This window comes from Streptomyces sp. GD-15H, from assembly GCF_045291515.1.
Lineage (GTDB): Bacteria > Actinomycetota > Actinomycetes > Streptomycetales > Streptomycetaceae > Streptomyces.
Genome location: NZ_CP149447.1, coordinates 4483585 through 4509580 on the forward strand (window position 1 = coordinate 4483585; position 25996 = coordinate 4509580).

The window sequence follows — 25996 nt, forward strand, 5'->3', positions numbered from 1 at the left end:
GAGATGGCACGGACATGGAAGTGCTCGGGGCTGCGCTGGTCGGTGAACGGTCCCGTGCTGGTGTGGGAGGGCGGTCGGCGCACCGCGCTGGCCTGGGGGAAACGGGTGGCCTTCGGGATCGAGGAAGGGGGCGTGCGGACGTGTGTGGGGGCGCGGGAGCACGTGTGTCCGCTCGGCGTGGTGGTGCCGGGGCGGAGCACGGGAGCGCGCTGCGAGGAGTGCGCGCGGCTGGACCGGGCGCACTCTGTGGCCGCCGACACCGTCGCGGACGATCCGCGGCCGTACCACGTGTACCTGGCGTGGTTCGGGCCGGGGATGGTCAAGGTCGGGATCACCGCGGTGGAGCGGGGGTCGGCGCGGCTGCTGGAGCAGGGGGCGGTCTGCTTCAGCTGGCTGGGGAGCGGGCCGCTGATGGCGGCGCGGCGAACCGAGGAGCTGCTGCGTGCCGCACTCCGCGTGCCCGACCGGATTCCTTACGCCGCCAAGCGGGCGGTGCGGGCGGTGCTTCCGGACACGGAGGCGGAGCGAGCGGTGGAGCTCGCGGAGTTGCATGGGCGGGCGGTCGCCCTGACCGGGTGGCCCGAGTCGCTCGACCGTGAGCCCTTCCGGCCCGTCGATCATGTACGGGTGTTCGGGCTGGCAGGGGTGCCGGCCGCCGCCGGGGAGGTGAGCGAGCTGGTCGCCGGGGGTACGGCGAGCGGGGAGCTGGTGGCCGCCGCCGGGCCCGATCTGCATCTGGTGACGGGAGGCGGGAGCGGGGTCGTGGTGCTGGATACGCGGTTGCTGGCCGGGTGGGGGTTGGTTCCGCGCGAGGGACGGGGGTTCGACCTGCCGGTGAGGGCGGTGAAGGGGGTGAAGGGGGCTGGCGAGGGGGCGGGGACGCAGGACGGGTTGTTCTGATCCCGGTCCGGCTTCGTACCGGACCTGCTGACTCGGCCGGGCTGTTCGGTTCTCCGGTTCGTTCTCCCTGCAGGGGAGTGGACCCGGGGTGCGGTCAGGAGTGATCGTGGCGGCATGAGTGATCACCTCACGGCACCGGCATCAGTACCGGTATCAGCACCGGCACCGGAATCCGTAGCGGAATCCGCCGAGGTACGGCGGTTCTGGGAGGGGCTCGGACTTCCCGGGCTCGTCGACGTGCACACGCACTTCATGCCGGAGCGGGTGCTGCGCAAGGTGTGGGCCTACTTCGACGCGCTCGGGCCGCTGACCGGCGGGGTCGAGTGGCCGATCACCTACCGGCAGGAGGAGAGCGAACGGGCCGAGCTGCTGCGGGAGTTCGGAGCCCGCGCCTTCACGGCCATGCTGTATCCGCACAAGCCCGGCATGGCGCGCTGGCTGAACGGCTGGGCGGTCGACTTCGCCCGCCGTACGCCCGGCTGCCTGCACACCTCGACGCTCTTCCCCGAGCCCGGGGCCGAGGAGCAGGTCCGGGAGGCCGTCGAGGCGGGGGCACGGGTCTTCAAGGCGCATGTGCAGGTGGGGGCGTACGACCCGGCCGACCCGTTGCTGGACGGGGCTTGGGGCGTGCTCGCCGAGGCGGGTGTCCCGGTGGTGATCCACTGCGGTTCCGGGCCGGCGCCCGGCAAGTACACCGGACCCGAGCCGATCGCGCGGGTACTGGCCCGGCATCCTCGGCTGCGGCTGATCGTGGCGCACCTCGGGATGCCCGAGTACGAGGACTTCCTCGACCTCGCCGAGCGCTACGGGGAGGTGCGGCTGGACACCACCATGGCCTTCACCGACTTCGCCGAGCGCATGGTGCCGTTCCCCCGGCGGGCCCTGCCCCGGCTGGCAGACCTCGGCGACCGGATCCTGCTCGGCACGGATTTCCCCAACATCCCGTATCCGTACGTCCATCAGCTCCACGCCCTGGAGCGGCTCGGGCTCGGGCAGGCCTGGCTGCGGGCGGTGTGCCACGACAACGGGGCCCGTCTCTTCGGCCTGCGTGCGAGCGGGGGGTCGCCGGCTTCCTGAGAATCCGAATCCCCAGGGAGGGGGCCGGGCATTTCTCAGGGGAATCACAGACTTCCGAAAGGGTGCTCTCAGAGGCCCCCGCGAGGGTGCGGAGCATGACCACGACCTCGCCCCAGGGGCGCACCGAACTGCTGAGGCCGGACGGGAGCCCCGTCCGGGTGCTTGTGGTGGACGACGAGCAGTCGATCACCGAACTGCTGTCCATGGCCCTTCGCTACGAGGGCTGGCAGATCCGCAGCGCGGGGACGGCCAGGGCGCCATCCGTGCCGCACGCGAGTTCCGACCCGACGCCGTCGTCCTGGACATGACGCTGCCGGACATGGACGGGCTGTCCACTCTCGGGCGGCTGCGCCGCGAGCAGCCGGGCGTCCCCGTCCTCTTCCTCACCGCCAAGGACGCCGTCGAGGACCGTATCGCAGGCCTGACCGCGGGCGGCGACGACCACGTGACCAAGCCGTTCGGCCTGGAGGAGGTCGTCGCGCGGCTGCGCGGGCTGATCCGGCGCTCCGGCGCGGCCGACCGCCGGTCGGAGTCCGTGCTGGTCGTCGGCGACCTCACCCTCGACGAGGACAGCCACGACGTCACCCGGGGCGGGGAGCACATCCACCTCACCGCCACCGAGTTCGAACTGCTGCGCTTCCTGATGCGCAATCCGCGGCGGGTGCTCAGCAAGGCGCAGATCCTCGACCGGGTGTGGTCCTACGACTTCGGTGGCCGGGCCAACGTCGTCGAGCTGTACATCTCGTATCTGCGTCGGAAGATCGACGCCGGCCGGGAGCCGATGATCCACACCCGGCGCGGTGCCGGCTACATGATCAAGCCCGCGGTTTCGTGAGGGGTGACGATGCCGGCCCTGCGGTCGCGTCCGTACGCGCGGGGTCGCGAGGCGCGCCGCAGGCAGCGCGCCTCGCGTACTCCTCTTCGACCAGCCGCGCCGGGAATCCGCCCGTCGCCACCGGGCCCCACCGCTCCGGAGTGATCCGGATGACCGACTTGCCCTGCTTGACCATGGCCGCCCGGTACTCGTCCCGGTCGGGGTGTTCCCCGGCGATGTTCCGGTAGTACTCCACCAGCGGCTCCACCGACTCGGGCACGTCCACGACCTCGGCCGTGCCGTCGATCTGCGCCCAGGGCCCGTTCCACTCGTCGCTGAGGGCGATCAGGCTCACCCGGCTGTCCTCCCCCAGTGCCTTGAGGGCCCGGGAGGTACCCCCAGGCGTTGCGCGTCTTGGCGCGTTCCGGGTACGTGGAGACCACGATCCGGCCCGAGTCGTCGACCCGCAGGTCAACGGTGATCCCTGGGGGCTGCCGTCGGCCCGCCGGGTCAGCAGGATCGCGCGGTGTCGGGGTCGTACGAAGTCGAGCAACTCGTCGAGTGAGACACGGGTGTTCGTCGCGATGTTCGGTGCCAGGGGGGCAGCCTAGGGGGACGTGGCGTCCGGAGAGCGGCGCGACTCCGGCCCGGCGGCCTCGACCGTCGCCGTCGCCGTCCCCTTCGCCGTCTCCGTCGCGGCCGCCGCCGGAACCGGGGCGTCGGCCAGTGCCTCGGCGGCCTGGGCCAGCGCGCCCGTGGTGCGCAGCGGGACCTCCTTGATGAACAGGGTCACCAGGAAGGCGAGGAACGCGACCGGGGCGACGTACAGGAAGATGTCGGCGATGCCGTGTCCGTAGGCGCTCTCCAACCAGGTGCGGATGCCCCCGGGCAGCAGGTCCATGTCCGGCAGTTCACCGGAGCCGAGCGCCTTGGCGGCACCGGCCTGCTCCTGTGGGCTCAGCGTGCCGAGGGTGTCCTCGGCGTAGTGGCTGATCCGGGTCGTCATCACGGAGCCGAGCACCGAGACGCCCACCGCGCCGCCGAGCGACCGGAAGAAGGTGACGACCGAACTGGCGGCGCCGAGGTCGCTCGGGGCGACCTGGTTCTGGGTGCACAGCACCAGGTTCTGCATCATCATGCCGACGCCGAGGCCCATGAGCGCCATGAAGACGCCGATGTGCCAGTACGGGGTGTCGTAGCGCATGGTGCCCAGTAGCCCCAGGCCGGCGGTCAGCAGCGCACCGCCGGAGACCAGCCAGGCCTTCCACTTGCCGGTCCGGGTGATGATCAGACCGGAGGCGGTCGACGACACGAACAGGCCGGCGATCATCGGGATGGTCAGGACGCCCGACATGGTCGGGGACTCGTTCCGCGCCAGCTGGAAGTACTGGCTGAAGAAGATGGTGCCGGCGAACATCCCGATGCCGACGAACAGCGAGGCGACCGAGGCCAGCGTGATGGTGCTGTTGCGGAACAGCCGCAGCGGGATGATCGGCTCGGAGGCCTTCGTCTCGGTGAAGAGGAAGGCCAGGGTGAGCAGGAACGCGCCACCGACCATCGCGTACGTCTGCCAGGACAGCCAGGCGAACCTGTCGTCGGCGAAGGTGACCCAGATCAGCAGCAGGCTGACGGCCGCGGTGATGAAGAAGGCGCCGGCCCAGTCGACCTTCACCTTGCGCCTGGTCTCCGGCAGATGCAGCGTCTTCTGCAGGACGACCAGGGCGATCAGCGCGAACGGCACACCGACGTACAGGCACCAGCGCCAGCCGAGCCAGGAGGTGTCGGTGATCACGCCGCCGACCAGCGGGCCGCCCACGGTCGCGACCGCGAAGGTCGCGCCCAGGTAGCCGGAGTAACGGCCGCGTTCCCGGGGGAGATCATCGCGGCCATGATGATCTGGGCCAGCGCGGTCAGCCCGCCGGCGCCCAGACCCTGGATGACCCGGGCCCCGATCAGCATGCCGGAGTTCTGCGCCATGCCGGCGACGACGGAGCCCAGGAGGAAGATCACCAGGGCCAGCTGGACCAGCACCTTCTTGCTGACCAGGTCGGCGAGCTTGCCCCACAGGGGGGTGGACGCCGTCATCGACAGCAGCGCGGCCGTCACGACCCAGGTGTAGGCGCTCTGTCCGCCGCCGAGGTCGGTGATGATCTCGGGCAGGGCGTTGGAGACGATGGTGGAGGACAGGATCGCGGCGAACATGCCGAGCAGCAGGCCCGACAGTGCCTCCAGGATCTGCCGGTGGGTCATCGGGGCAGTGCTTTCCGTGAAGCCTCCCCGTGCTTGGCATGAGCTCGCACACCGGTTGGTGTGGTCGTTGCCATGGGCTTCCTTTTTTAAGTACGTGCGGGCGTGTAGGTGGTCTCTTGGAGCGCGGGAGGTGCGGAAGCCGCGGGGCTGGGCGGCGGCGTCGCGCAGGGCGCCGCGCGGAGCGTGGGGCGGCAGTCGCCGAAGCTCTCCCTGAGCCGGGCCATGAGCTGGGTGAGCCGGCCGATCTCGTCGTCGGCCCAGTCGTCCAGGCGATCGGCGAGCAGTTGCGTGGTCCGCCGGAACAGCTCGTCGAGCTGGGCGTGGCCCGCGGGGGTGACGCGCAGGATGCGGGAGCGCTTGTCGGCCGGGTCGGGGGAGCGCTCGATCCATCCGCGCTCCGCCAGATGGGCGACGTGGCGGCTGGTGACCGACAGGTCGAGGACGAGTATCTCGGCGAGCCTGCTCATGCGCATGTCGCCGTGGCGGCCGAGTGCCGTCAGCACGGCGGCGGAGCCGCTGTGGCAGTCGGCCGGCATGTTCCGGCGGATCTCCCGCTTCACCGCGCTGAAAGCGCTGAGCTGCCGTACGAGCTCCTCGTACGGCGCCTGCTCGGCCATCACACCTCCCATTTGTTGCTTAGGGCAACGATAGAAGTTGATGGTTGCTACAGGCAAGCAAAAGGGAGGCTGGATGCCTTAAAACTTGGCAAAGGCAAGTATTGCGAATCGTAAACCCGCAGGTGAGTCCGGTGGGAGGGGTGTGGAGGCGGGCAGGGGTGAGGGAGGAAGCGTGGCGTGCGCTCCCTACCGGGCATCTCGCGCTCAGGGCCGGCTGCCCCGTGCCCGAGGCCCGGCTACCCGACGGTGGTCGCGGCCAGGTGCGTGATGCGCGCCCCCACTTGGGGCCGGCGTGGGCAATTCGCTAGTGTCTCGGGCCATGGCTAACTCCCAGACCCCCCAGGGCAACAACGACCCCGCCGGCAGCACTCAGATGTTCCGCGCGTTCGTCGACGAGGCCCCTCAGGGGCAGCAGGCCGCCGCGACGAGCGGTGGCGGTCCGCGTATCGGCCTGATCATCGGCGTCGTCGTCGCCGTGGCGATCGTCGCGGCGGTGGCCTGGCTGGCGCTGACCTGACGATCGGACACGCGGACCTCTGGCCGCCGGAGCGCCCCTCGTGGGCGCGACGGCGGCCAGAGGTCCGCGTCCCGGGGCGAAGCGGCGGCAGTCGCCGACGCTCCGCCAACCGGTGTGTCTCAGTCCGAGATGAGGCCCTCACGCAGTTGGGCCAGGGTGCGGGTGAGCAGCCGGGAGACGTGCATCTGGGAGATGCCGACCTCCTCGCCGATCTGCGACTGGGTCATGTTGGCGAAGAACCGCAGCATGATGATCTGTCGCTCGCGGGGCGGCAGCTTGGCGAGCAGCGGCTTGAGCGACTCCCGGTACTCCACGCCCTCCAGCGCCGTGTCCTCGTAGCCGAGGCGGTCCGCGAGGGAACCCTCGCCGCCGTCGTCCTCGGGGGCCGGGGAGTCCAGCGAGGACGCCGTGTACGCGTTGCCGACCGCGAGTCCGTCGACGACGTCCTCCTCCGACACGCCCAGCACCGCGGCGAGTTCGGGAACCGTCGGGGAACGGTCGAGCTTCTGGGAGAGCTCGTCGCTGGCCTTCGTGAGCGCCAGGCGCAGCTCCTGCAGCCGGCGCGGCACCCGCACCGACCACGACGTGTCGCGGAAGAACCGCTTGATCTCGCCGACCACCGTCGGCATCGCGAACGTCGGGAACTCCACGCCCCGTTCGCAGTCGAAGCGGTCGATCGCCTTGATCAGCCCGATGGTGCCGACCTGGACGATGTCCTCCATCGGCTCGTTGCGCGAGCGGAAGCGCGCCGCGGCGTACCGCACCAGTGGGAGGTTGAGCTCGATCAGGGTGTCCCGGACGTAGCCGCGCTCCGGGCTGTTCTCGTCGAGTGCGGCGAGCCGCAGGAACAGGGAGCGGGACAGGGTGCGGGTGTCGATGGCAGCCGTGTCCGGAAGTTCTGGAGCGGGCGCGGCCGCAAGGGCCGGGACGTCATCGATGGGGCCGAGTGCGTCGAGAGCATTGGGAGCTGTCTCGCTCTCCGCGAGCGTGAGCACCTTCGAGCTGCCCTGGTCTGCGGACATGCCACCCCCTTTGGGTCGCGGGACGGTCGGGGCGAACGTTCCCGTCCGAGGAACGCAGCCCTCACCTGAATACCGGAGCCGGAGCTTCGGCAAACGCGCTTCCCGCAGAATGTCACATGTCGGCAACGCGCTGTAGTGACATGTCGACATCCGAGTGACGAACCAGCCCTGGAAACAAGGGATCTGGCGGTGTTTCAGCCCAGAAGCGTCGAGATGGGTACTGGTGAGCGATTACCCCTTCCAGGCTACGCGTCGATCCTGTTTGCGGAGCGCAGCCGCTGGAAGCTACGCGCGAGTAGCCGGGACACGTGCATCTGCGAGACGCCGAGTTCCACACTGATCTGCGACTGGGTGAGATTGCTGTAGTACCGCAGCAGCAGGATCCGCTGCTCCCGCTCGGGCAGTTGGACGAGCAGATGCCGGACGAGGTCGCGGTGCTCGACGCCGTCCAGCGCCGGATCCTCGTAGCCGAGCCGGTCCAGCAGCCCGGGGAGTCCGTCGCCCTCCTGCGCCGCCTCGAGGGAGGCGGCGTGGTACGACCGCCCGGCCTCGATGCAGGAGAGCACGTCCTCCTCGCTGATGCGCAGCCGCTCGGCGATCTCGGCGGTCGTCGGGGAGCGCCCGAAGGCGGTCGTGAGGTCCTCGGTGGCGCTGTTGACCTGTACCCACAACTCGTGCAGCCGGCGCGGTACGTGGACGGTGCGGACGTTGTCGCGGAAGTACCGCTTGATCTCCCCGACCACCGTGGGCATCGCGAACGTCGGGAACTGCACGCCCCGCTCCGGGTCGAAGCGGTCGATGGCGTTGATGAGCCCGATGGTGCCGACCTGGACCACGTCCTCCATCGGCTCGTTGCGCGAGCGGAAGCGGGCGGCGGCGTAGCGCACGAGCGGCAGGTTGGCCTCGATGAGCGCCGTGCGCACCCGGGTGTGCTCCGGCGTGCCCGGCTCGAGATCCTTGAGCTGGGTGAACAGCGCCTGGGTCAGGGCGCGGGTGTCGGCACCGCGACGCTTGGCCGGTGACGGGGCGAACTCCGGAGTCGGTGGCCGCTCGGGCGTCGGCGCGGATGCGGGTGGGGGTGCGGAGGGCTGCGGAGGGGGCTGCGTCGAGGGGTGAGCCGGGGCCGGGTCCGGGTCCGGGGCGGTCGAGTCCGGGGACTGAGCCGGAGCCGGGGTCAGGGCGGACACCTGGTCCTGGGGCGGCGCAGTACTGGCCGACACGGTCAACGCCACCTCTTCATCGGTCAACTCATCCGTCAAAAGCGGTCATAGCATCACAAGACAGACTCACTTTGTGCAAGCACCGCATATTCCGTGTTGAGGGGCAATTCATTCCCAAGGGTGCGCAAAAGCCCTCCACCGTCATGATGGAGGGCTCCCGGCGCGGAGGCTCAGAACTCGTAGTCGGCGATCACCCACGTGGCGAACTCGCGCCACAGCCCGACATCCGCCTGATGCTTCGGGTGCTCCACGTGCCGGCGCAGCGCGTCGGCGTCCTCGAACGCCGGGTCGATGGCGAAGTCGTAGGCGATGGGCCGGTCGCTGATGTTCCAGGCGCAGTCCCAGAAACGGATCTCCGGGATCTCGCCGTCGAGCGAACGGAACGCCTCCCCGCCCCGCACGACGCGCGAATCGTCGCGCTCGACGCCCTCGTTCAGCCTGGAGAGGACCAGATGGCGGATCATCAGCCCCCTCCATTCGCAAGCCAGGTCATGAAGTCTCCGACGGCGTTCGCGGCGTCGGAGATGCCCTCGAACGCTATCTTGACGTAGTCGGTCGCCTTGTCGGGATCCGTGACGATCACATACAGCGCGAAGACCGCGAGGACAAAAACGGCGACCTTCTTCGCGTTCACCGCCATCGCGGCCCTCCCCTGTCACTGTGGTGCACCGGCGTCACCCCTACGTGCCGAGCGGGCCCATGATCGCACGAAGGGCCCCGTCTGACGACGAGGCCCTTCAAGAGCGGTAGCGGTGGGATTTGAACCCACGGTGACTTGCGCCACACTCGCTTTCGAGGCGAGCTCCTTCGGCCGCTCGGACACGCTACCGAGGGAGACCTTACAGCAAGGGGCGTGATGGTTTGAAATCGGTATTCAGCGGTTCCGGAAGAACGCCGTGAGCAGGTCGGCGCACTCCTCGGCAAGCACTCCCTCGACGACTTCCGGCCGGTGATTGAGCCGCCGGTCACGGACGACGTCCCAGAGGGAGCCGACCGCGCCGGCCTTCTCGTCCCGGGCGCCGTAGACGATCCGGTCCACCCGTGACTGCTGGATCGCGCCCGCGCACATCGTGCACGGCTCCAGCGTCACCACGAGGGTGCAGCCGGCCAGCCGCCACTCCCCCAGCTTCGCGGCGGCCCGCCTCAGGGCGAGCAGTTCCGCGTGGGCCGTGGGGTCGGAACCGGCCTCGCGTTCGTTGTGCCCGGAGGCCAGCACGGTGCTGCCGTCCGGGGCCAGCACGACCGCACCGACGGGCACGTCCCCGCCCCGGACGGCCAGTTCGGCCTCGTCCAGGGCGAGCCGCATCACGGCCCGCCAGGGGTCGCGCACCGGGTCGGTGGGGCGGGTGTTGCCGTTCAGCGGACGGTCTCCAGGACCTCCGAGGCGCCCAGGACCTCGGCGATCTCGCTGAGCGCGTCCCCGGACAGCGAACGCAGCTCCTTCTCGCTCACGCCCAGGTCGTCCAGCACCTGGGCGTCGCCGACCGGCCCGTGCGGCACGGACCCGCCGGAGCCGGCTTCCGCGGCTCCCTCGTCGGCGCTGTCGTCGTCCGGTTCACCGTCCTCCGTGCCGTCGAGGTCGAGGGCGTCCAGGTCGGGGCCGTCGTTCCCGGGCTCCCGGCCGAGCAGTTCGTCGGTGAGCAGAATCTCGCCGTAACTGCTGCGGGCGGCGGCCGCGGCGTCGGACACGTAGATACGAGGGTCCTCCTCGCCGTCCACGCGGACCACGCCGAACCAGCCGTCCTCCTGCTCGATCAATACGAGCACCGTGTCCTCGTCGGGGGCGGCCTCCCGGGCCAGGTCGGCCAGATCCGACAGGGTCTCCACATCGTCGAGCTCCGTGTCGCTCGCTTCCCACCCGTCTTCGGTGCGCGCGAGCAGTGCGGCGAAGTACACCGTGACTCTCCCACTGGTCTTAGGCGTGCCGGTTGGGGATCCCCCCGGCGGAGGTCGTGGACGAGGAGTGCTCTTCGAGCCCGCCCCCGCCCACTCGGAATCGTGGCAGAAACAAGGCCGTCAGGGGATGTCTTCGACTCCCCGTGTCCGACAGTTTTGCACCCACGCCGCCGGGTGTCCCGTACGAGACACCCGGCGGCGCGCTCGCCCTCGCCACACGCGGATCGTACGCGGCTCTGCCCGCCCAGCCCGTAGGGCCACTTCGGCAAACACCCGCATGGGCCGCGATCTTCCCGCACCCGGCTCATCCTTCCCGGCGCCGTGCCCGCCGGGGAGTCCTGGTGGGGCATTCCCTGCGGGGCCCTACCAGCGGAAGGTCCGCATGCGCATCGCGTGCCGCAGCCGGGCCGCCTTGGCGCGGCGAGGCTGGACCCGGTCGCGCAGTTCCCTGGCCTCGGCGAGGTCGCGCAGGAACCGGGCGCGGCGCCGCCGCCGCTCGGAGTCCGTCTCGTCCGCCCCGGGCGGGCCGGTCATGCCGGGTACGCCGGACACCCCCGATGTGTAGGACGCCTCCGGTACGCCGGGCGCGTCGGATGCTCCGCGCGTGCCGCCGGGTGCCCCGCGTCTTCCGCGTGCCCCGGGCGTTCCGGGTGCCCCGCGGGTTGACGGCTCGTCTCGGGAATTTCGCTCAGGCATTGCTTCATCACCCCAGTCCGTCCCTCCCACTTTCCCCCGGACAGGCGGTTTGACGCCAGCGAAGGAGTGGTGGCGGGCCGGAAGGCTTGCCGCACACGACGAGAGCAGGGCCCGGCTCGGCCCGGTTAATGTGGGGACATGCGTCTCCATGTCGTCGACCATCCTCTGGTCGCACACAAGCTCACCACGCTGCGCGACCAGCGCACCGACTCCCCGACCTTCCGCCGTCTCGCCGACGAGCTGGTCACCCTGCTCGCCTACGAGGCCACGCGTGACGTGCGCACCGAACAGGTCGACATCCGGACGCCGGTGGAGCCGACCACGGGCGTCAAGCTGTCCCATCCGCGCCCGATGGTGGTGCCGATCCTGCGGGCCGGTCTCGGCATGCTGGACGGCATGGTCCGGCTGCTGCCGACCGCCGAGGTGGGTTTCCTCGGCATGATCCGCGACGAGAAGACGCTGCAGGCGGCGACGTACGCCACCCGGATGCCGGAGGACCTCTCCGGCCGCCAGGTGTACGTCCTGGACCCGATGCTCGCCACCGGCGGCACGCTGGTCGCCGCGATCCAGGAGCTGATCAAGCGGGGCGCGGACGACGTGACCGCCGTGGTGCTGCTGGCCGCGCCGGAGGGCGTCGAGGTCATGGAGCGCGAGTTGGCGGGCACCCCGGTGACCGTCGTGACCGCGTCGGTCGACGAGCGCCTCAACGAGCACGGCTACATCGTGCCGGGCCTCGGCGACGCGGGGGACCGGATGTACGGGGCGGCCGAGTAGTGGCCGAGCAGTAGCCCGGTAGTACGCGCAGGGTCTCGCCCCGCGGCCGTCCGGGTGCCGGTGCTCCCGTTCGGCCGCCGCGGCTTCAGCAGCTCTTCTTCGGGGTGGGCGCCGGCTTGGGATCGGTCAGTGCGGTCAGGGCCCGGTCGGCGTCCGCCTTCGCCGTCAGCCGGGTGAAGCCGTCGCCGATGATGAGGTCGAGCTCGCCGCCCTTGCGGGACGCCTCGGTGCGGCGTTCGGCGTCGGCGAGCTGAGCGCCGAGCACCGGCAGTGAGGACTTGAGCGCGGATGCGGGACCGAGCAGGACCCCGGTGCCCTTGACCTTCTTGTCGTACTCCTCGGTCGCGTTGCCGATGTCGCCGATCTTGAAGCCGCGCTTCTTCAGCTCGTCGGCGGTCTTCTTGGCCAGGCCGCTACGGGTCGTGGCGTTGAGGACGTTGACCGTGATCCGGCCGGGTTCGGGGAGCGCGGCGCTGCGGGCGGGGCTGGGGCTGGGACTCGCCTCGGCGGCGCAGCCCGCCTTGACACCGACCGCGGAGGCGGGGTTTCCGCCGCGGGTGAAGACGTCGAAGAGCTGCAGCGTGCCCCAGCCGGCCACGCCGAGCACCGCGACGGACGCGGTGGCCAGGGCGACGAGCCTGCCGCGGCGTCGGGGGCGGCGCATCCGCGGGTACTTGTTACCCCGGATCCGGTACTGGCCACCCATGCCGGGAGGAGTCAGCATGCTCATGGGCGCAGCGTAGTGCGCTCCGACGGTAATGCCTACTAGATGATCATCGGATACCGCGCAGTCCAACCCGAAAGGGCCAAAGTGGGCTCTGCCAGGGGTTCATCCGGGCCCCGGACGGGTCAACGGGGGAGGCCGAAGCCGCCCGGCGGCATGCCGTGGGCTCCTGGACCGGGTTCCGCGCGGACGTACCGGCGGGTGGGGGTCCCCCCGGACGGAGTCTGGGGGAGGGTCAGCCCAGTTCGAGTACGCGGGCGTGCAGCACCTGGCGCTGCTGGAGCGCCGCCCGCACCGCGCGGTGCAGGCCGTCCTCCAGATAGAGGTCGCCCTGCCACTTCACGACGTGCGCGAAGAGGTCGCCGTAGAAGGTCGAGTCCTCGGCGAGAAGGGTCTCGAGGTCGAGTTGCTGCTTCGTCGTGACGAGCTGATCGAGGCGGACCGGGCGCGGCGCGACGTCCGCCCACTGCCGGGTGCTTTCCCGGCCGTGGTCGGGGTACGGCCGGCCGTTTCCGATGCGCTTGAAGATCACGCGGAAAGCCTACCGGTCAAGACGTTCCGGGCGCAGCCTCACGGCTCGGACGCGTGAGGCAAGTCCGGGCAACGCATGGTCGATTTCCGTCAAAGGGGGTGGGTGTGACTGGGTTGCGGCCACATTCCTCCAGGGAGATCTCCCGCGCGGCCCGCCACCCGGAGCGGGGCACGTGGCCGACGCCGGGACTGCTTCGCGGTCGTCTTCGCGGACTTGGTGGCCCTTCCGGCCTTCGCCGCCCGCGCCCAGTCGCCGGCACGCCCTCGTGCAGGGCGGATCCAGGCCGAACACGCCGGTCGCCGGGTCCGGGTCGACGAGGGGGTACGCCCGCTGGTGCGGCCTGTCCGCGCTGTCGAACCGCAGCCGCACCCGGATCCTCGGGTGGACGCCGGTCGTGGCGAGCATCCCGCCGTCGGAGAAGCGCAGTCGCCGGTAGTCGGGGTGACGTCCTCGGCGCGCGTCACGGTGAACTCGAAGTCCTCGGCACGCATCGGCTTGGGGACCGCGCCCTCCCGACCCCGCCCCTGCCCCCTCGCGCGTCCACCCTTCGCGTACGATTCCGCCACGGCTTACTTAGGAGAGCCTAACCTAAAGGGAATGGGGGGCACAGTGACCGGCGAGATCTTTCGGGACGCCTGGGGAATCCCGCATCTGCGCGCGGGCGACGCGGTCGAACTCGCCCGCGTCCAGGGCCGGGTCACCGCCCTCGACCGGGCCTGGCAGCTGGAGGTCGAGCGGCACAGGGCGCAGGGCACCTCCGCGTCCTTCCTCGGCCCCGAGGCCCTCCCCTGGGACCGCTTCACCCGCCGCGCCCGCTTGGCCGACACGGCCCGCCGCTGCTTCGCCGAGCTGGAACGGCGGGACGCGGAAACGGCGCACTGGCTTCGGGCGTACGTGGAGGGCGTCAACGAGGGGCTGCGTTCCACCACCGCCCCCGAGTTCGCCCGCGTAGCCCTCGCGCCCGGCCGTTGGGAGCCCTGGACGCCGCTCGCGGTCTGGCTCGCCACGCACATCCTGTTCGCCGGCTTCCCCGCGAAGCTCTGGCGCGAGCGGGTCGCCGCGCACCTCGGCGCGGACGCCGTCGGGCTGTTCGCCGCCGACGGCCCCGGCACCTCCGGCAGTAACGGCTGGCTGGTCGCGGGGGAGCGGACGGTGACCGGGCGGGCCGTCATCGCGGGGGACCCGCACCGCTTCCTCGAGGACCCCGGCGTCTACCAGCAGATCCACCTGTCCTGCCCGGAGTTCGACGTCGTCGGCCTCGCCGTACCCGGTGTCCCCGGCATCGCCCATTTCGGCCACACCGGCACGGTCGCCTGGGCGATCACCAACGCCATGGCCGACTACCAGGACCTCTACCGGGAGCAGCTGCGGCGTACAGATGGGGGAAGAGCCGAGAGTGGGGGAGGAGGCGTGGAGGCGCTCGGTCCGGACGGCGTCTGGCGGCGGGCCGCCCGGCACACCGAGACCATCGAGGTCGCCGGCGAGAAGCCGGTCGAGGTCGAGGTGATCGAGACCGAGCGCGGGCCGGTGATCATCGGTGGTCCGGAGGGCCTCGACGACGGCGTGCCCGAGCCCGGCGTGCCCCCGGTCGCCCTCGCCCTGCGCCACCCGCCCCGCGTCACCGGCGACCTCGGCTTCGGCGCCCTGCTGCCGTTGCTGCGGGCCCGCCGCGTCGCCGACGTGGACCGGGCCGTCGACCTGTGGGCCGAGCCGGTCAACGTGGTCCAGGCCGCCGACACGGACGGCGGCACGCTGCACCGGGTGGCCGGCCGGGTACCGGTACGGGCCGAGGCCAACCGGATCCGCCCGGTGCCCGCGTGGGAGCCCGGCCACGACTGGCAGGGATGGCACGAGCCACCGCGCGCCGGGCTGACCGACGGTGTCGCCGTGATGGCGAACCAGCGCGGCCCGGCGTCCCCCCTCGGGGTCGAGTTCGCACCGCCGCACCGCGCCGACCGCATCGCCGCCCTGCTCGCGCGGAAGGAGCACTGGTCCGCGGCCGACATGCCGGCCCTCCACATGGACACCCACCTCGCCTCCGCCACCGCCCTGCTGGACCACCTCGCCGCCCTCGACGGCCTGACCGGTCCGGCGGCCGGTCTGCGCGACCGACTGCTGCGCTGGGACCGGCGCATGGACGCGGACAGCGCCGACGCGGCGGTCTTCGCGGCGGTGCGCGGTGCGGTCGTACGGCACCTCGCGGAGCACCCCGCGTTCGCCGCGCTCACCACACCCCCGGCCTGTCCGGAAGTGTTCCTGCCCTGGCTGGCACTGACCCCGCGCATCGGCTTCGCGCTCGAGCACCTGCTCACGGCAGAGGAGTTGTACGGTATCGACCGCCCGGCCACGGTCCGCGCGGCACTGGAGGAAGTGGCCGTGCGGCCACCTACCGGCACCTGGGGCGACACCCACCGGCCGGCACCCTGGCGGGCGTTGCCGCCCACGGCGCCGTACGACGAACCCGGTCTGTCGGGCGACCACGACTGCGTGCTGTGCACCTCCTCCGTGCCCGGCCTCACCGACCTCGCGGCGCGCGGCCCGGCCGCCCGCTACGTCTGGGACCTGGACCGCCGCGCGGACAGCCGCTGGGTGGTGCCGCTCGGCGCCTCGGGCATCCCGGACTCACCCCATCACCGGGACCAACTGCCCCTGTGGCTCGCGGGAGACCTCGTCCCGGTCGTCACCGACTGGGCGCGGTTGCGGAAGGAGACCGATGTCTGACCCGTACGACTCCCGTGCGGCCGTCCACGAGCAGGTGGTCGACGGCTTCGGCTCCGTGCGCGTCCTGCCGCTCGATCCGTCGGCCGACGCGCCGCTGCTGCACCGCTGGGTGAGCGGGGAGCGCGCCGTCTTCTGGGGCATGAACGGCCTCACCGAGCGGCAAGTGGCCCAGATCTACGCTCACATGGACACGCTCGACACCCACCACGCGTACCTCGTCGTCAAGGACGGTGAGCCGGCCGCCCTGCTCCAGACCTACGAACCGGAGGCCGACCGGGTCGGTGACTGCTACCCCGTCGAACCCGGTGACATCGGCCTCCACCTGCTGCTCGCCCCCGCCGCACCAGGAGGCGCGCGCCCCGGGTGGACGGCCGCGCTGATCGCCGCCATCACCACGTTCCTGCTGCTGGGCCTGGACCGCGGGCGCGTGGTGGCCGACCCGGACGTGGCCAACGAGAAGGCGATCGCCCGCTTCCTGCGGCAGGGATTCACGGCCGGTCCCACGGTCGTCCTGCCCGAGATCGACCTGCCCGACGTGTACCTGCCGGAGAAGAGGGCCCAACTCGCGTTCCTCACCCGGGAGGCAGCCTTCGGCGGGTGACGGCTCCACCCGTGCCGCCGTGGTTTCCGCCGGGGAAGCCGTGGTTCCCACCAGAGGGAGGTGAGCGCTCCGCGCCTCCCCTCCGTACTCAGCCTGAAGCCGGATTGCCGGAAGGCGGGAAACGACGTGCAGCGACGGCGCAGTGGGGCGGCGGGCGAGGGCGGACGCGACGAGGGAACGGGCCGCGGAACCCGGCGACTTCAAGGGCTGGTGCTGCTGGGCACCGTGCTGGTTCTGCTCCTCCTCGGCAGCGCCTGCCCGGCCAGCGCGCACGCGGCCGTCCGCGGGGCCGTCCCCGAGGACGGAAGCGTCGTCAAGTCCACCCCGCGGCACGTCACCCTGACCTTCACGGAGTCCGTCGCCCTGCTCGACGACTCGTTCCGCGTCTACAGCCCCGACAACCACCGGGTGAAGCTGGGCGAGCCGCGGCACGCCGACGGCAGGTCCGACACCGCGCGTGTCGACCTGCCCGGCGGGCTCGGCGACGGCACCTACACGGTCGCCTGGCGGGTGGTCTCCGCGGACGGTCACCCCGTCTCCGGTGCCGTCACGTTCTCCGTCGGCAAGCCCTCGCCCTCCGCGCCCGCGGTGCCCACAGCCCCGGCGGAGCACCCGGTCACCTCGAGCCTCTACGACACCGGCCGCTACCTCGCGTACATCGCCGCCGCCCTGCTCATCGGCACGGTGGCGTTCGCGGCCCTGTGTCGTCCGCCGGACACCGCCCCGCTGCGGATGCCGCTGGCCACGGGCTGGTGGATGCTGCTGACGGCCACCGTGGTCCTCCTCGCCCTGCGGGCCCCGTACGAGAACGGCACGTCACCCACGACGGCGTTCGACCTCTCGGCCTTCACCGGCACCCTCACCGGGCGGCCGGGCATCGCCCTGCTGACCCGAGTGGCGCTGCTGGTGCTGGCGGCGGCCGTCCTCCCGCGTCTGCCCCGCCTCACTCGCCGCCGTGAGCCGGACGCCGGCGACCGGACACCGCCCGCTCGTCTCGCCGTGGGGGGCGTTCTGGCCGTCGCGCTGGCGTTGACCTGGGCGGCCGCCGAGCACGCCTCGGCCGGTATCCAGGTCCCGGCGGCGATGACGTCGTCCGTGCTGCACCTGCTGGCGATGGCCTGCTGGCTCGGCGGCCTCGCGGCCCTGCTCACCCTCCTGTTCCGCGCCGAGACCACGCTGCCCGCCGCCACGGTCACCCGTTTCTCCCGCCTCGCCTTCCTCTCCGTGACGGTGCTCGTCGTCACGGGCGCCTACCAGTCCTGGCGGGGTCTCGGCTCCTGGACGGCGCTCGGGGACTCGGCGTACGGGAGGGTCCTGACCGCCAAGCTCGTGTTGACGGCCGTACTGCTCCCGGCAGCGGCCCTGTCGCGCCGCTGGACGACCCGCCTGGCGACGGCCGCGGTGACGGAGAGGGAGACGGCGACGGACGCGGAGGCGGCGGAGACGTCGGCAGCGGCTGCGGAGAAGGCACCGTCGGCGAGGTGGCCACGGGTCCCGGAACCCGTGGCCACCCCCGCTCCGGACAGGACACTCACCGCACCCCCCGCACACCTGCCCCCCGACGTCCGGACGCCATCCGAACCGAATGTCCCTGCCCCTGAGGCACCTGCCGCCGAGGCACCCGCCCCCGACCGCTATCGGCGAGGTCTGCGCATCTCCGTCCTGGCGGAAGCGGCCGTGGCGGTCGTGGTGCTGCTGATCACGTCGGTGCTGACCAGCACCCTCCCGGCCCGTGCCGAGGCCGAGGCGGCAGAGGCGGCCAGGAGCGCCCCGGTCGCCGGACTGCCCGCGGCGTTGGTGGTCACCATCCCCTACGCCATCGGCACCCCCGGCGGGAAGGGCAGCGTGCAGATCACCCTGGACCCGGGCCGGGTCGGGGAGAACGGCATCCAGGCGGTGGCGTTCGCCCCCGATGGTGCCCTGGACTCGATCCCGGAGCTCCGCCTGTCCTTCACCCTCGAGGCGAAGGGCGTCGGCCCCATCGACGCGGGCCTGACCGACCGCGGGGGCTACTGGGCCACCAGCGATCTCACCCTCCCCCTCCCCGGTACCTGGACGATGAAGGCGACCATCAGGGTCTCGGACGTGGACCAGGTGACCGAATCCCACCCCGTCCGCATCGACCCCTGAGACGCCCTCACCCGCTGCTCCCCGTCGCAGCTGCGGCTGACCATCAGGCATCCCGGCGCCGTGCCGGCAGCGCGTACGGGGCCGGGGAGACGCCTGTGGACGCGCCGGGTCACCCCTTCGGGCCCGATGCCGACGCGGACGGCGCCCACGGCACGACGAGGACCCCGGCTGCTGGGCAGTCCGGGGTCTTCGGTTCGTCTGTTCAGGCGGCTGCGGAGGATACGAGACGCCTGCTTGCGAGGGGATGCCGCCGGTGACGCCACGGTCACCGGCCGGAACCAGGACAGGCGCTAGCCCGCCCTGCGTCGAGCCACACCCGTATTCGCCCCTTTTTCGGGGAGCGGTTCCTGGTGCGCATCGTCGATCAGGAAAGCGTCGTCCTCCCCGAAATCCGGGGCCTGGAAGGGGTCTGCCACCGGAGGTGGCGAAGCGGCGGTGGCCTGCCGCGGCGCCCCCTCCGGGGCGGAGAACAGCGAGGTCAGGTCGATGAGAGGTCTCCCATTCGTCAGGGGGCCGTGAAGGAATCCGGTGTGTCGTGACCGGGCCCGGCGGTCCTGCGGCAGCAGCGGTTGCTACCGATACTGCTACAGCTTGCTCATCTTGGCGTACGGGCTCAGGATCCGCTCCTGCGCCGAACCGAAATCCACGAGTACCGCGATTCCGTCCTCGATGCCGATCACGCGTCCGAGACCGTACATGTCGTGTGTGACCTGGTCGCCCACCGCGAAGTGCTTGGGAGGCGGCGCGACCGGGGCTTTGAAGGGGCTGGTGGGCAGAATGCGCTTCGGTGCAGCTGGCTTTGTCATTGCCACCAGTATGGGCCTGTGCGCCCGCGGAGGACCCCGGGGGCATGACCGTCGAACGCGCGCACGCGTCCGTTGCCTCGCCCGACGAGGGCGACCCGCGCGCCGGGGCGGGTCACACCTTTTCGACGGTGATCGTGTCCGGCGCCAGTTCTTGCAGGTCGTCCACGTGCGAAGGGAAGACGGTGACCTGTCCCTCCTGCTGTCTCGCGACGACGGCGAGCACGGCGCCGCTCGCGTACTTGTGACCGTGCGGCTTGGCGTCTGCCAGGAACCGGCGTGTCCGGCGGGCCTCGTCCCTCGACGCGCATCGCTCAAGATCGGAAAGGCGACGGCTCCCCACCATGCCCAGCTGTGGATCAGCTGTGCGCACGGCGCTCCTTTTTTGTTAACCCTTGGAGAACTCTTCTACAACCTTTCGTCACATCTGTCTGTCTAGCTCCCACAAAGACGCTTAAAGGCCCATGAAGAGGAGCTCAGGACGTGACCGTGCGTTCCTTTACCCGGCGGATGCGACCGCGAGTCGAGCGGAAGGCCGCCGAAAGGGTGTGGCAGCTGCGTACCATGCGGCGGCGCCGCAGGGCAGCGATCACGGACCCGGTGCTCCGCCCGGTGGCGGTGCGCGGCCAGCAGCTCTACGGGCGGGTCGTGACGCGGTTCAGCGCTGCTGAGGCGGCCGCCGCCAACCTCGAGCTGGTCGTCGCCGCGCTGGAGCAGGAAGGTATCCCCTACTTCCTGGTACCGGCCTCGCGTACGCGCCACACGGTCGGCGTGAACGCCGTCGACCGGGAGCGTTTCCTCACCACCCTCGAGGCGCAGAACGCGGGGAAGGCGGTGTTCATCGGCAGACCGCTGCCTGGCGCGAAACTCGAGCACCCCGCACTGTTCATGGACGGTGTACTGCCGACCGCCTTGCGTACGGTCCCCATACTGCGGATCGGGGAGAACCACCTCGGGCCCTCGGGTCAGCTGCTCGCCGGGCCGGAACTCGCCTGCGACATCGAGTTCTGGGAGGACGGGGCACAGCTCCTCGCCTCCGACGACGGGCCTCGCCGACTGGCCAAGGTGCAGCCGCAGGCGTCCGAGGACGTCTTCGCCGAGTCCCTCGTCGCACCGCGGAACAACGGCATCACGGACGTACTGCCGGCGTCCGAGCAGAAGCCGGCCACGGTGCGGGTCGGCGACCGGGAGCTGCCGAGCTTCGTCCCGCTCACCCTGCCGACCGTGAACGACGTGACCTTCCCCGTCGACGTCGTCTACACCTGGGTGAACGGTGAGGAACCGGAGATGCGGGCCAAGCGGGCCCGGTACCAGGAGCGCGGCATCGCCGAGATCCTGGACAAGGAGACCAACGCCTCCCGCTACACCAGCCACGACGAACTGAGGTACGCACTGCGCTCGCTGCAGATGTACGCCGGGTTCGTCCGGCACGTCTACCTCGTGACCGACTCCCAGATCCCCGCCTGGCTGGACCCGGACGCGGAGGACCTGACCGTGGTCGACCACCGGGACCTCCTCCCGGCCGATGCGCTTCCCGTCTTCAACTCGCACACGATAGAGAGTCGGCTGCATCACATACCGGGTCTGTCGGAGCACTACCTCTACTTCAACGACGACGTCTTCATCAACCGCCCGGTACGGGCCGAGCACTTCTTCCACGGCAACGGCATCGCCCGGATCCCCCTGTCCCCGCTGAAACTCGGCGTCGGTGCCCCGCACCCACTGGAGCCGGCCCCGAACTCCGCCTGGCAAGAACGCCCGAGAGGTGATCAGGCGCTTCCACGGCAGACAGATCACCCACAAGTCGTTGCACACTCCGCATCCCCAACTGCTTTCGGTCCTGCGGGAGATGGAGAGCCTCGGAATCGAGGAACTCGAGCGGACCCCCTACTCGCGCTTCCGTTCCACCTCCGACGTCGCTCCGGCGTCCACGCTCCACCACCACTGGGCGATCGCGACCGGCCGGGCCGTTCCGGCCGACTACCGCTTCCGCTACGTGCAACTGGGCACACCGGACATGCGGCGGCGTCTGGCCCGCCTCGCGGCCGGTGAGGACATCGACTTCTTCTGCCTCAACGACGTGGACACCGCCCCGGCGGTCAGGTCGGCGACCCAGAGCGCCCTCCGCGCCTTCCTGGAGCGGAAGTACCCGTTCCCGAGCCGTTTCGAAGGAGCTGCCCGGACCACCTCGTGCCCGGTCGCGCCGCTTACGGCGAGTCTCCCGCCGCAGCCGGTGCGGGAGGAGGCACAGCTTCGCGATTGACGAGCACGGGTGCGGGCGAGGTGCCTGCATGTGCCGGACGCCACGCTCAAGGAAGTGGCCCGGAAGATGGCCCATGCCCTCCGGGGTCCCGGAAACACCCTCTGTGGACAAAGACCAGGGCAACGAGGGCCGAGACACGTCGAAGGGCCCCACCGCGAACGGTGGGGCCCTTCGACTTCGTGCCCGGTGAGGCACTGGCGGAGGATACGAGATTCGAACTCGTGAGGGGTTGCCCCCAACACGCTTTCCAAGCGTGCGCCCTAGGCCACTAGGCGAATCCTCCGCCAGGAACATTACATGACCGAGGGGAGTGGTTGCGAACTCGTTCCGCCCCCGCGACATGAGGTAGCCTTTGCGCAGCCCCTCACGCGGCGCTATCTGACTGAACTCCCCCAGGGCCGGAAGGCAGCAAGGGTAGGTCGGCTCTGGCGGGTGCGTGGGGGGCGCTTGCGTTTCCGGCCCGTACGCGCGGGGGCACCCGAGGGCGGGGCCCGATGTCGGTGGGCGCCTATAACCTCGTAGGTGTGTCGTCTCTCGCGCTGTACCGCCGCTATCGCCCGGAGTCGTTCGCCGAGGTCATCGGACAGGAACATGTCACCGACCCGTTGCAGCAGGCGCTGCGGAACAACCGGGTCAATCACGCGTACCTGTTCAGCGGCCCGCGAGGCTGCGGCAAGACGACCAGCGCGCGCATCCTGGCCCGGTGCCTGAACTGCGAGAAGGGTCCCACGCCGACGCCGTGCGGCGAGTGCCAGTCCTGTCAGGACCTCGCGCGCAACGGGCCCGGCTCGATCGACGTCATCGAGATCGACGCCGCGTCCCACGGTGGTGTGGACGACGCCCGTGACCTGCGCGAGAAGGCATTCTTCGGGCCCGCCCACAGCCGGTACAAGATCTACATCATCGACGAGGCCCACATGGTCTCCCCGCAGGGCTTCAACGCCTTGCTCAAGGTCGTCGAGGAGCCCCCGGAGCATCTGAAGTTCATCTTCGCGACCACCGAACCCGAGAAGGTCATCGGGACGATCCGGTCGCGTACGCACCACTATCCGTTCCGGCTGGTGCCGCCCGGGGTCCTCCGGGACTACCTCGGCGAGGTGTGCGACAGGGAGAACAGCCCCGTCGAGGACGGCGTGCTGCCGCTCGTCGTGCGGGCCGGTGCCGGATCCGTGCGTGACTCCATGTCCGTCATGGACCAGCTGCTCGCCAGCTCCGGGTCCGATGGTGTGACATACGCCATGGCCACCTCCCTGCTCGGGTACACCGACGGCTCGCTGCTCGACTCCGTGGTCGAGGCGTTCGCGACGGGTGACGGTGCGGCGGCCTTCGAGATCGTCGACCGCGTGATCGAGGGCGGCAACGACCCCCGGCGGTTCGTCGCCGACCTGCTCGAGCGCCTTCGGGACCTGGTGATCCTCGCCGCGGTCCCGGACGCCGCCGAGAAGGGGCTCATCGACGTCCCCGCCGATGTCGTCGAGCGCATGCAGGCCCAGGCCGGCGTCTTCGGCGCCGCCGAGCTCAGTCGCGCCGCCGACCTCGTCAACGAGGGACTCACCGAGATGCGGGGCGCCACCTCGCCCCGGCTCCAGCTCGAGCTGATCTGCGCCCGCGTACTGCTGCCCGCCGCGTACGGAGACGAGCGATCGGTCATGGCCCGCCTGGACCGGATCGAGCGAGGCGCGAACTTCTCGGCAGGCGGCCCCGCCGCCGGCCTGCCCGCCATGGGGTACGTGCCGGGGGGCGACGTGCATGGGGGAGCCGAGGGTGCCTCGGTTCCGCCGGGGGGCGGTCCGGCCGCGGCTCGGGCCGCGGCACGGGGGCAGGCCTCGCCCCCGCCCTCGCCGGTGCGGCCTCCGGCTCCGGTGCCCCCGGTCGCCGTGCCTCCGGCTCAGGCTTCCGTTCAGCCTCCGGCTGCGGCTCCGGCGGTGCCGCCCGCCGCGGGGCTGAGCGAGCCCGCGGCGGGTGCGCCTGCCCCGGGGGCCTGGCCCACCGCGGCCTCCGCCGGAGGCGGTCGCCGGCCCGGTGGCTGGCCCACGGCGGCGGCTGCGGGCGGCGGGCGGCCTCAGGCTGCCGCTCCGAGCGCACCTGCCCCCGCTCCCGCTCCCGTGCCTGCGCCCCAGGCGCCCCAGGCGGGCCCCGCACCCTCCGGGGGTGGTGGCGGTGGGCACGATCCCCGCATGCTCTGGCCGAACATCCTTGAGGTGGTCAAGAACCGCCGTCGATTCACCTGGATTCTGCTCAGCCAGAACGCCCAGGTGACCGGTTTCGACGGTACGACCCTCCAGATCGGCTTCGTGAACTCCGGTGCGCGGGACAACTTCCTGAGCAGTGGCAGCGAGGACGTGCTGCGGCAGGCCCTGGGTGAGCAGTTCAACGTGCAGTGGAAGATCGAGGCCGTCGTCGACCCGTCCGGGGGTGGTGCGGCGGCTCCGACCCCCGGAGGCGGTCGTGGCGGCGGGGGCGCTGCGGGCTACGGCGCCGGTGGCGGTAGTGGTGGCGGCGGCTCGGGCGGCGGGGGTGGTGGCGGTGGTTACGGAGGTGCCGGCGCCGGTCAGCGGTCCGGGGCCGCCCAGCCGTCGGGTCCGTCCGGGCCGTCCGCGTTCGCCTCCGCGCAGCCGTCGGCCCCCGCGCCCGCCCCCACCCCGGCACCGGCACCTCGGCCCGCCGCTCCGGAACCACCGCCCCCCGTCTCCCCCGAGGACGACGTCCCCGAGGAGGACGACCCCGATCTGGACGAGTCCGCCCTCTCCGGCCAGGAGCTGATCATCCGGGAGCTGGGTGCGACGGTGGTCGAGGAGCTCACGAACGAGTAGAGCGCCCCGGGCGGATTGGAGGAACCCACGAACCCGTTCGTCCCGGTCCTTCGGAAGCCCGCACAAGGCGAACCCCTCCGGTCCCGTTAGGCTGACCCCGTGAAGGTCCTCGTCATCGGCAGCGGTGCCCGCGAACACGCCCTGTGCCGTTCTCTGTCCCTCGATCCCGACGTCACCGCGCTCCACTGCGCTCCCGGCAACGCCGGTATCGCCGAGGTGGCCGAGTTGCACCAGGTCGACGCCTTGGACGGCGCGGCCGTGTCCGCGCTGGCCACACGGCTCGGCGTGGACCTCGTGGTGGTCGGCCCGGAGGCCCCCCTCGTCGCCGGTGTCGCCGACGCCGTGCGCGAAGCGGGCATCGCCGCCTTCGGCCCCTCCAAGGAGGCCGCGCGGCTCGAAGGCTCCAAGGCTTTCGCGAAGGACGTCATGGCGAGTGCGGGCGTGCCCACGGCACGGTCGTACGTCTGCGCCACCCCCGCCGAGACCGCCGCCGCCCTCACCGCCTTCGGCGCTCCCCACGTCGTCAAGGACGACGGGCTCGCCGCCGGCAAGGGCGTGGTCGTCACCGATGACGTCGAGGTGGCCAGGGCGCACGCCGACGCCTGCAAGCAGGTGGTCATCGAGGAGTATCTGGACGGTCCCGAGGTCTCCCTCTTCGCCGTGACCGACGGCGAGACCGTGCTGCCCCTCCAGCCCGCCCAGGACTTCAAGCGCGCGCTGGACGGCGACGCGGGCCCCAACACCGGCGGCATGGGGGCGTACTCCCCGCTGCCGTGGGCCGATCCGAAGCTGGTCGACGAGGTCACGCAGTCGGTGCTCCAGCCGACCGTCGACGAGTTGCGGCGGCGCGGTACCCCCTTCTCCGGCCTGCTCTACGCCGGTCTCGCGATCACCTCGCGCGGCGTCCGCGTGATCGAGTTCAACGCGCGGTTCGGCGACCCCGAGACGCAGGTCGTGCTGGCCCGCCTGAAGACCCCGCTGGCCAGGGTGCTGATGGCCGCCGCCACCGGCGATCTCGCCGACCTGGAGCCGCTGCGCTGGAGCGACGAGGCCGCCGTCACGGTCGTCGTCGCCTCGCACAACTACCCCGGCACCCCGCGCACCGGAGACCCGATCACCGGCCTGGACGAGGTCGCCGCCCAGGACGCCCCGCACGCGTACGTGCTGCACGCGGGGACGAAGCAGGTGGGCGACGAGACCGTCAGCGCGGGCGGCCGGGTGCTGTCCGTCACGGCGACCGGCGCGGATCTCACCGAGGCCCGCGACCGTGCCTACCGCGCGGTGGCCCGCATCCACCTCGCCGGCTCCCAGCACCGCACGGACATCGCGGCGGAGGCGGCGAAGGCCGCCGGGGCCGCGGAGACGGCGCCGACCGTGCCACAACCGGCCGAGGACGCGTGAGCCCTCGCAGGCACCGATGAACCCCACGGGCCCCGATCCGCCTCAGGATCCGGGGCCCGACCCTTGCCGTCCGTCACCCACCTTTCCCCTGAGCCATTCCATCGAGTGACCAATGCGCTATCCGGCTGACGAGGGCGGGGGCCCCAACTAGGGTGCCGCGCAAGCGTTCCGGCATGCTCCGGCACTTGGCTCACCGGCATTGCGATGTCAGTGACGGGTGTCACA

The 25996-nt window shown here is 71.3% G+C and carries 23 protein-coding genes, 2 tRNA genes, 1 other RNA gene and 4 pseudogenes; 13 read left to right on the forward strand and 17 right to left on the reverse strand.

The genetic code is table 11. From position 1 onward, the window contains the following. Positions 1 to 3: 3 nt before the first annotated feature. The 3 genes and pseudogenes from WJ438_RS21115 (at position 4) to WJ438_RS21125 (ending at position 2812) form a co-directional block, all read left to right on the forward strand. Entirely contained in the window at positions 4 to 900 is an 897-nt protein-coding gene (locus WJ438_RS21115; RefSeq protein ID WP_406726638.1) for a DUF2797 domain-containing protein, read from the forward strand. A 114-nt stretch (positions 901 to 1014) separates the two neighbouring features. Further along, positions 1015 to 1977, forward strand: coding sequence for an amidohydrolase family protein (locus tag WJ438_RS21120; RefSeq protein WP_406726639.1), 963 nt, complete (start codon positions 1015 to 1017; stop codon positions 1975 to 1977). Between the two features lie 95 nt (positions 1978 to 2072). Further along, a pseudogene (locus tag WJ438_RS21125) lies at positions 2073 to 2812 on the forward strand (response regulator transcription factor). Here the strand turns inward: WJ438_RS21125 and WJ438_RS21130 are convergent. The 3 genes and pseudogenes from WJ438_RS21130 to WJ438_RS21140 all read right to left on the reverse strand — a co-directional run bounded on the left by WJ438_RS21130 (position 2793) and on the right by WJ438_RS21140 (position 5658). After that, the gene (locus tag WJ438_RS21130; protein WP_406726640.1) at positions 2793 to 3344 is read right to left on the reverse strand and encodes a PPOX class F420-dependent oxidoreductase; all 552 of its coding nucleotides are present in this window, start codon (positions 3342 to 3344) and stop codon (positions 2793 to 2795) included. The pseudogene WJ438_RS21125 and the gene WJ438_RS21130 sit on opposite strands and share 20 nt — an antisense overlap. A 54-nt stretch (positions 3345 to 3398) precedes the next feature. Then, positions 3399 to 5115 (reverse strand): annotated as a pseudogene (locus WJ438_RS21135) (MDR family MFS transporter). A 12-nt stretch (positions 5116 to 5127) separates the two neighbouring features. Next, entirely contained in the window at positions 5128 to 5658 is a 531-nt protein-coding gene (locus WJ438_RS21140) for a MarR family winged helix-turn-helix transcriptional regulator (RefSeq protein ID WP_406726641.1), read from the reverse strand. 319 nt (positions 5659 to 5977) lie between these two features. Between WJ438_RS21140 and WJ438_RS21145 the strand changes: the two genes are divergently transcribed. Further along, complete coding sequence (locus WJ438_RS21145) at positions 5978 to 6175, forward strand: hypothetical protein (RefSeq protein WP_406726642.1); 198 nt, start codon at positions 5978 to 5980, stop codon at positions 6173 to 6175. A 119-nt stretch (positions 6176 to 6294) separates the two neighbouring features. Here the strand turns inward: WJ438_RS21145 and WJ438_RS21150 are convergent, their stop codons facing one another. The 8 genes from WJ438_RS21150 to WJ438_RS21185 all read right to left on the reverse strand — a co-directional run bounded on the left by WJ438_RS21150 (position 6295) and on the right by WJ438_RS21185 (position 10865). After that, entirely contained in the window at positions 6295 to 7197 is a 903-nt protein-coding gene (locus tag WJ438_RS21150) for an RNA polymerase sigma factor SigF (RefSeq protein WP_406726643.1), read from the reverse strand. Between the two features lie 245 nt (positions 7198 to 7442). Further along, a complete protein-coding gene (locus WJ438_RS21155) occupies positions 7443 to 8423 on the reverse strand; it encodes an RNA polymerase sigma factor SigF (protein WP_406729757.1) in 981 nt (326 codons plus the stop codon). Between the two features lie 164 nt (positions 8424 to 8587). After that, positions 8588 to 8881 (reverse strand): Dabb family protein, encoded by a 294-nt coding sequence (locus WJ438_RS21160; RefSeq protein ID WP_406726644.1) that lies wholly within the window; start codon positions 8879 to 8881, stop codon positions 8588 to 8590. Next, a complete protein-coding gene (locus tag WJ438_RS21165; RefSeq protein ID WP_406726645.1) occupies positions 8881 to 9057 on the reverse strand; it encodes a hypothetical protein in 177 nt (58 codons plus the stop codon). The genes WJ438_RS21160 and WJ438_RS21165 overlap by 1 nt, the downstream gene beginning before the upstream one ends. 104 nt (positions 9058 to 9161) lie before the next feature. Further along, positions 9162 to 9246: transfer RNA gene (locus WJ438_RS21170), tRNA-Ser, on the reverse strand. A 45-nt stretch (positions 9247 to 9291) separates the two neighbouring features. Further along, positions 9292 to 9723 carry a tRNA adenosine(34) deaminase TadA gene (tadA, locus tag WJ438_RS21175; protein ID WP_406729758.1) on the reverse strand — a complete coding sequence of 144 codons (432 nt, stop codon included), beginning with the start codon at positions 9721 to 9723 and terminating at the stop codon, positions 9292 to 9294. A 50-nt stretch (positions 9724 to 9773) separates the two neighbouring features. Continuing rightward, positions 9774 to 10313, reverse strand: a complete 540-nt coding sequence (locus WJ438_RS21180; RefSeq protein ID WP_406726646.1) for a hypothetical protein — start codon at positions 10311 to 10313, stop codon at positions 9774 to 9776. Between the two features lie 363 nt (positions 10314 to 10676). Further along, positions 10677 to 10865 carry a hypothetical protein gene (locus tag WJ438_RS21185; RefSeq protein WP_406729978.1) on the reverse strand — a complete coding sequence of 63 codons (189 nt, stop codon included), beginning with the start codon at positions 10863 to 10865 and terminating at the stop codon, positions 10677 to 10679. 282 nt (positions 10866 to 11147) lie between these two features. On the opposite strand from WJ438_RS21185, the gene upp reads away from it, so the two are divergent. After that, on the forward strand, positions 11148 to 11783 hold the full coding sequence (gene upp, locus WJ438_RS21190; RefSeq protein ID WP_406726647.1) for a uracil phosphoribosyltransferase: 636 nt from the start codon (positions 11148 to 11150) through the stop codon (positions 11781 to 11783). Positions 11784 to 11868: 85 nt separating this feature from the next. Here the strand turns inward: upp and WJ438_RS21195 are convergent, their stop codons facing one another. The 3 genes and pseudogenes from WJ438_RS21195 to WJ438_RS21205 form a co-directional block, all read right to left on the reverse strand. Further along, on the reverse strand, positions 11869 to 12489 hold the full coding sequence (locus WJ438_RS21195) for a LytR C-terminal domain-containing protein (protein WP_406729759.1): 621 nt from the start codon (positions 12487 to 12489) through the stop codon (positions 11869 to 11871). A 253-nt stretch (positions 12490 to 12742) separates the two neighbouring features. Continuing rightward, on the reverse strand, positions 12743 to 13039 hold the full coding sequence (locus WJ438_RS21200) for a type II toxin-antitoxin system VapB family antitoxin (RefSeq protein WP_003986294.1): 297 nt from the start codon (positions 13037 to 13039) through the stop codon (positions 12743 to 12745). A gap of 224 nt (positions 13040 to 13263) precedes the next feature. Next, positions 13264 to 13530 (reverse strand): annotated as a pseudogene (locus WJ438_RS21205) (siderophore-interacting protein); the annotation flags it as partial. 118 nt (positions 13531 to 13648) lie between these two features. Here WJ438_RS21205 and WJ438_RS21210 point away from each other — a divergent pair. The 3 genes from WJ438_RS21210 (at position 13649) to WJ438_RS21220 (ending at position 18491) form a co-directional block, all read left to right on the forward strand. Next, positions 13649 to 15760, forward strand: coding sequence for a penicillin acylase family protein (locus WJ438_RS21210; protein ID WP_406729760.1), 2112 nt, complete (start codon positions 13649 to 13651; stop codon positions 15758 to 15760). Further along, entirely contained in the window at positions 15753 to 16361 is a 609-nt protein-coding gene (locus WJ438_RS21215; protein ID WP_406726648.1) for a GNAT family N-acetyltransferase, read from the forward strand. Before WJ438_RS21210 ends, WJ438_RS21215 begins: the two co-directional genes overlap by 8 nt. 210 nt (positions 16362 to 16571) lie before the next feature. Then, positions 16572 to 18491, forward strand: a complete 1920-nt coding sequence (locus tag WJ438_RS21220) for a copper resistance CopC/CopD family protein (protein WP_406729761.1) — start codon at positions 16572 to 16574, stop codon at positions 18489 to 18491. Between the two features lie 584 nt (positions 18492 to 19075). Here the strand turns inward: WJ438_RS21220 and WJ438_RS21225 are convergent. Then, a complete protein-coding gene (locus tag WJ438_RS21225; RefSeq protein ID WP_406726649.1) occupies positions 19076 to 19297 on the reverse strand; it encodes a hypothetical protein in 222 nt (73 codons plus the stop codon). Between the two features lie 112 nt (positions 19298 to 19409). Further along, complete coding sequence (locus WJ438_RS21230) at positions 19410 to 19667, reverse strand: hypothetical protein (protein WP_406726650.1); 258 nt, start codon at positions 19665 to 19667, stop codon at positions 19410 to 19412. A gap of 515 nt (positions 19668 to 20182) precedes the next feature. On the opposite strand from WJ438_RS21230, the pseudogene WJ438_RS21235 reads away from it, so the two are divergent. Together WJ438_RS21235 and WJ438_RS21240 are read left to right on the forward strand one after the other, a co-directional pair. After that, positions 20183 to 20908 (forward strand): annotated as a pseudogene (locus tag WJ438_RS21235) (stealth family protein); the annotation flags it as partial. Positions 20909 to 21311: 403 nt separating this feature from the next. After that, positions 21312 to 21557: a hypothetical protein gene (locus WJ438_RS21240; protein ID WP_406729762.1), complete on the forward strand. Its 246-nt coding sequence runs from the start codon at positions 21312 to 21314 to the stop codon at positions 21555 to 21557. A gap of 195 nt (positions 21558 to 21752) precedes the next feature. Here WJ438_RS21240 and WJ438_RS21245 read toward each other — a convergent pair. After that, positions 21753 to 21840 (reverse strand) — tRNA-Ser (locus tag WJ438_RS21245). Between the two features lie 72 nt (positions 21841 to 21912). Between WJ438_RS21245 and ffs the strand changes: the two genes are divergently transcribed. The 3 genes from ffs (at position 21913) to purD (ending at position 25771) form a co-directional block, all read left to right on the forward strand. Next, an RNA gene (gene ffs, locus WJ438_RS21250) (signal recognition particle sRNA small type) lies at positions 21913 to 22011 on the forward strand. Between the two features lie 70 nt (positions 22012 to 22081). Further along, a complete protein-coding gene (locus WJ438_RS21255) occupies positions 22082 to 24370 on the forward strand; it encodes a DNA polymerase III subunit gamma and tau (RefSeq protein ID WP_406726651.1) in 2289 nt (762 codons plus the stop codon). A 99-nt stretch (positions 24371 to 24469) separates the two neighbouring features. Next, positions 24470 to 25771 carry a phosphoribosylamine--glycine ligase gene (gene purD / locus WJ438_RS21260; RefSeq protein ID WP_406726652.1) on the forward strand — a complete coding sequence of 434 codons (1302 nt, stop codon included), beginning with the start codon at positions 24470 to 24472 and terminating at the stop codon, positions 25769 to 25771. The last annotated feature ends 225 nt before the right edge of the window (positions 25772 to 25996 follow it).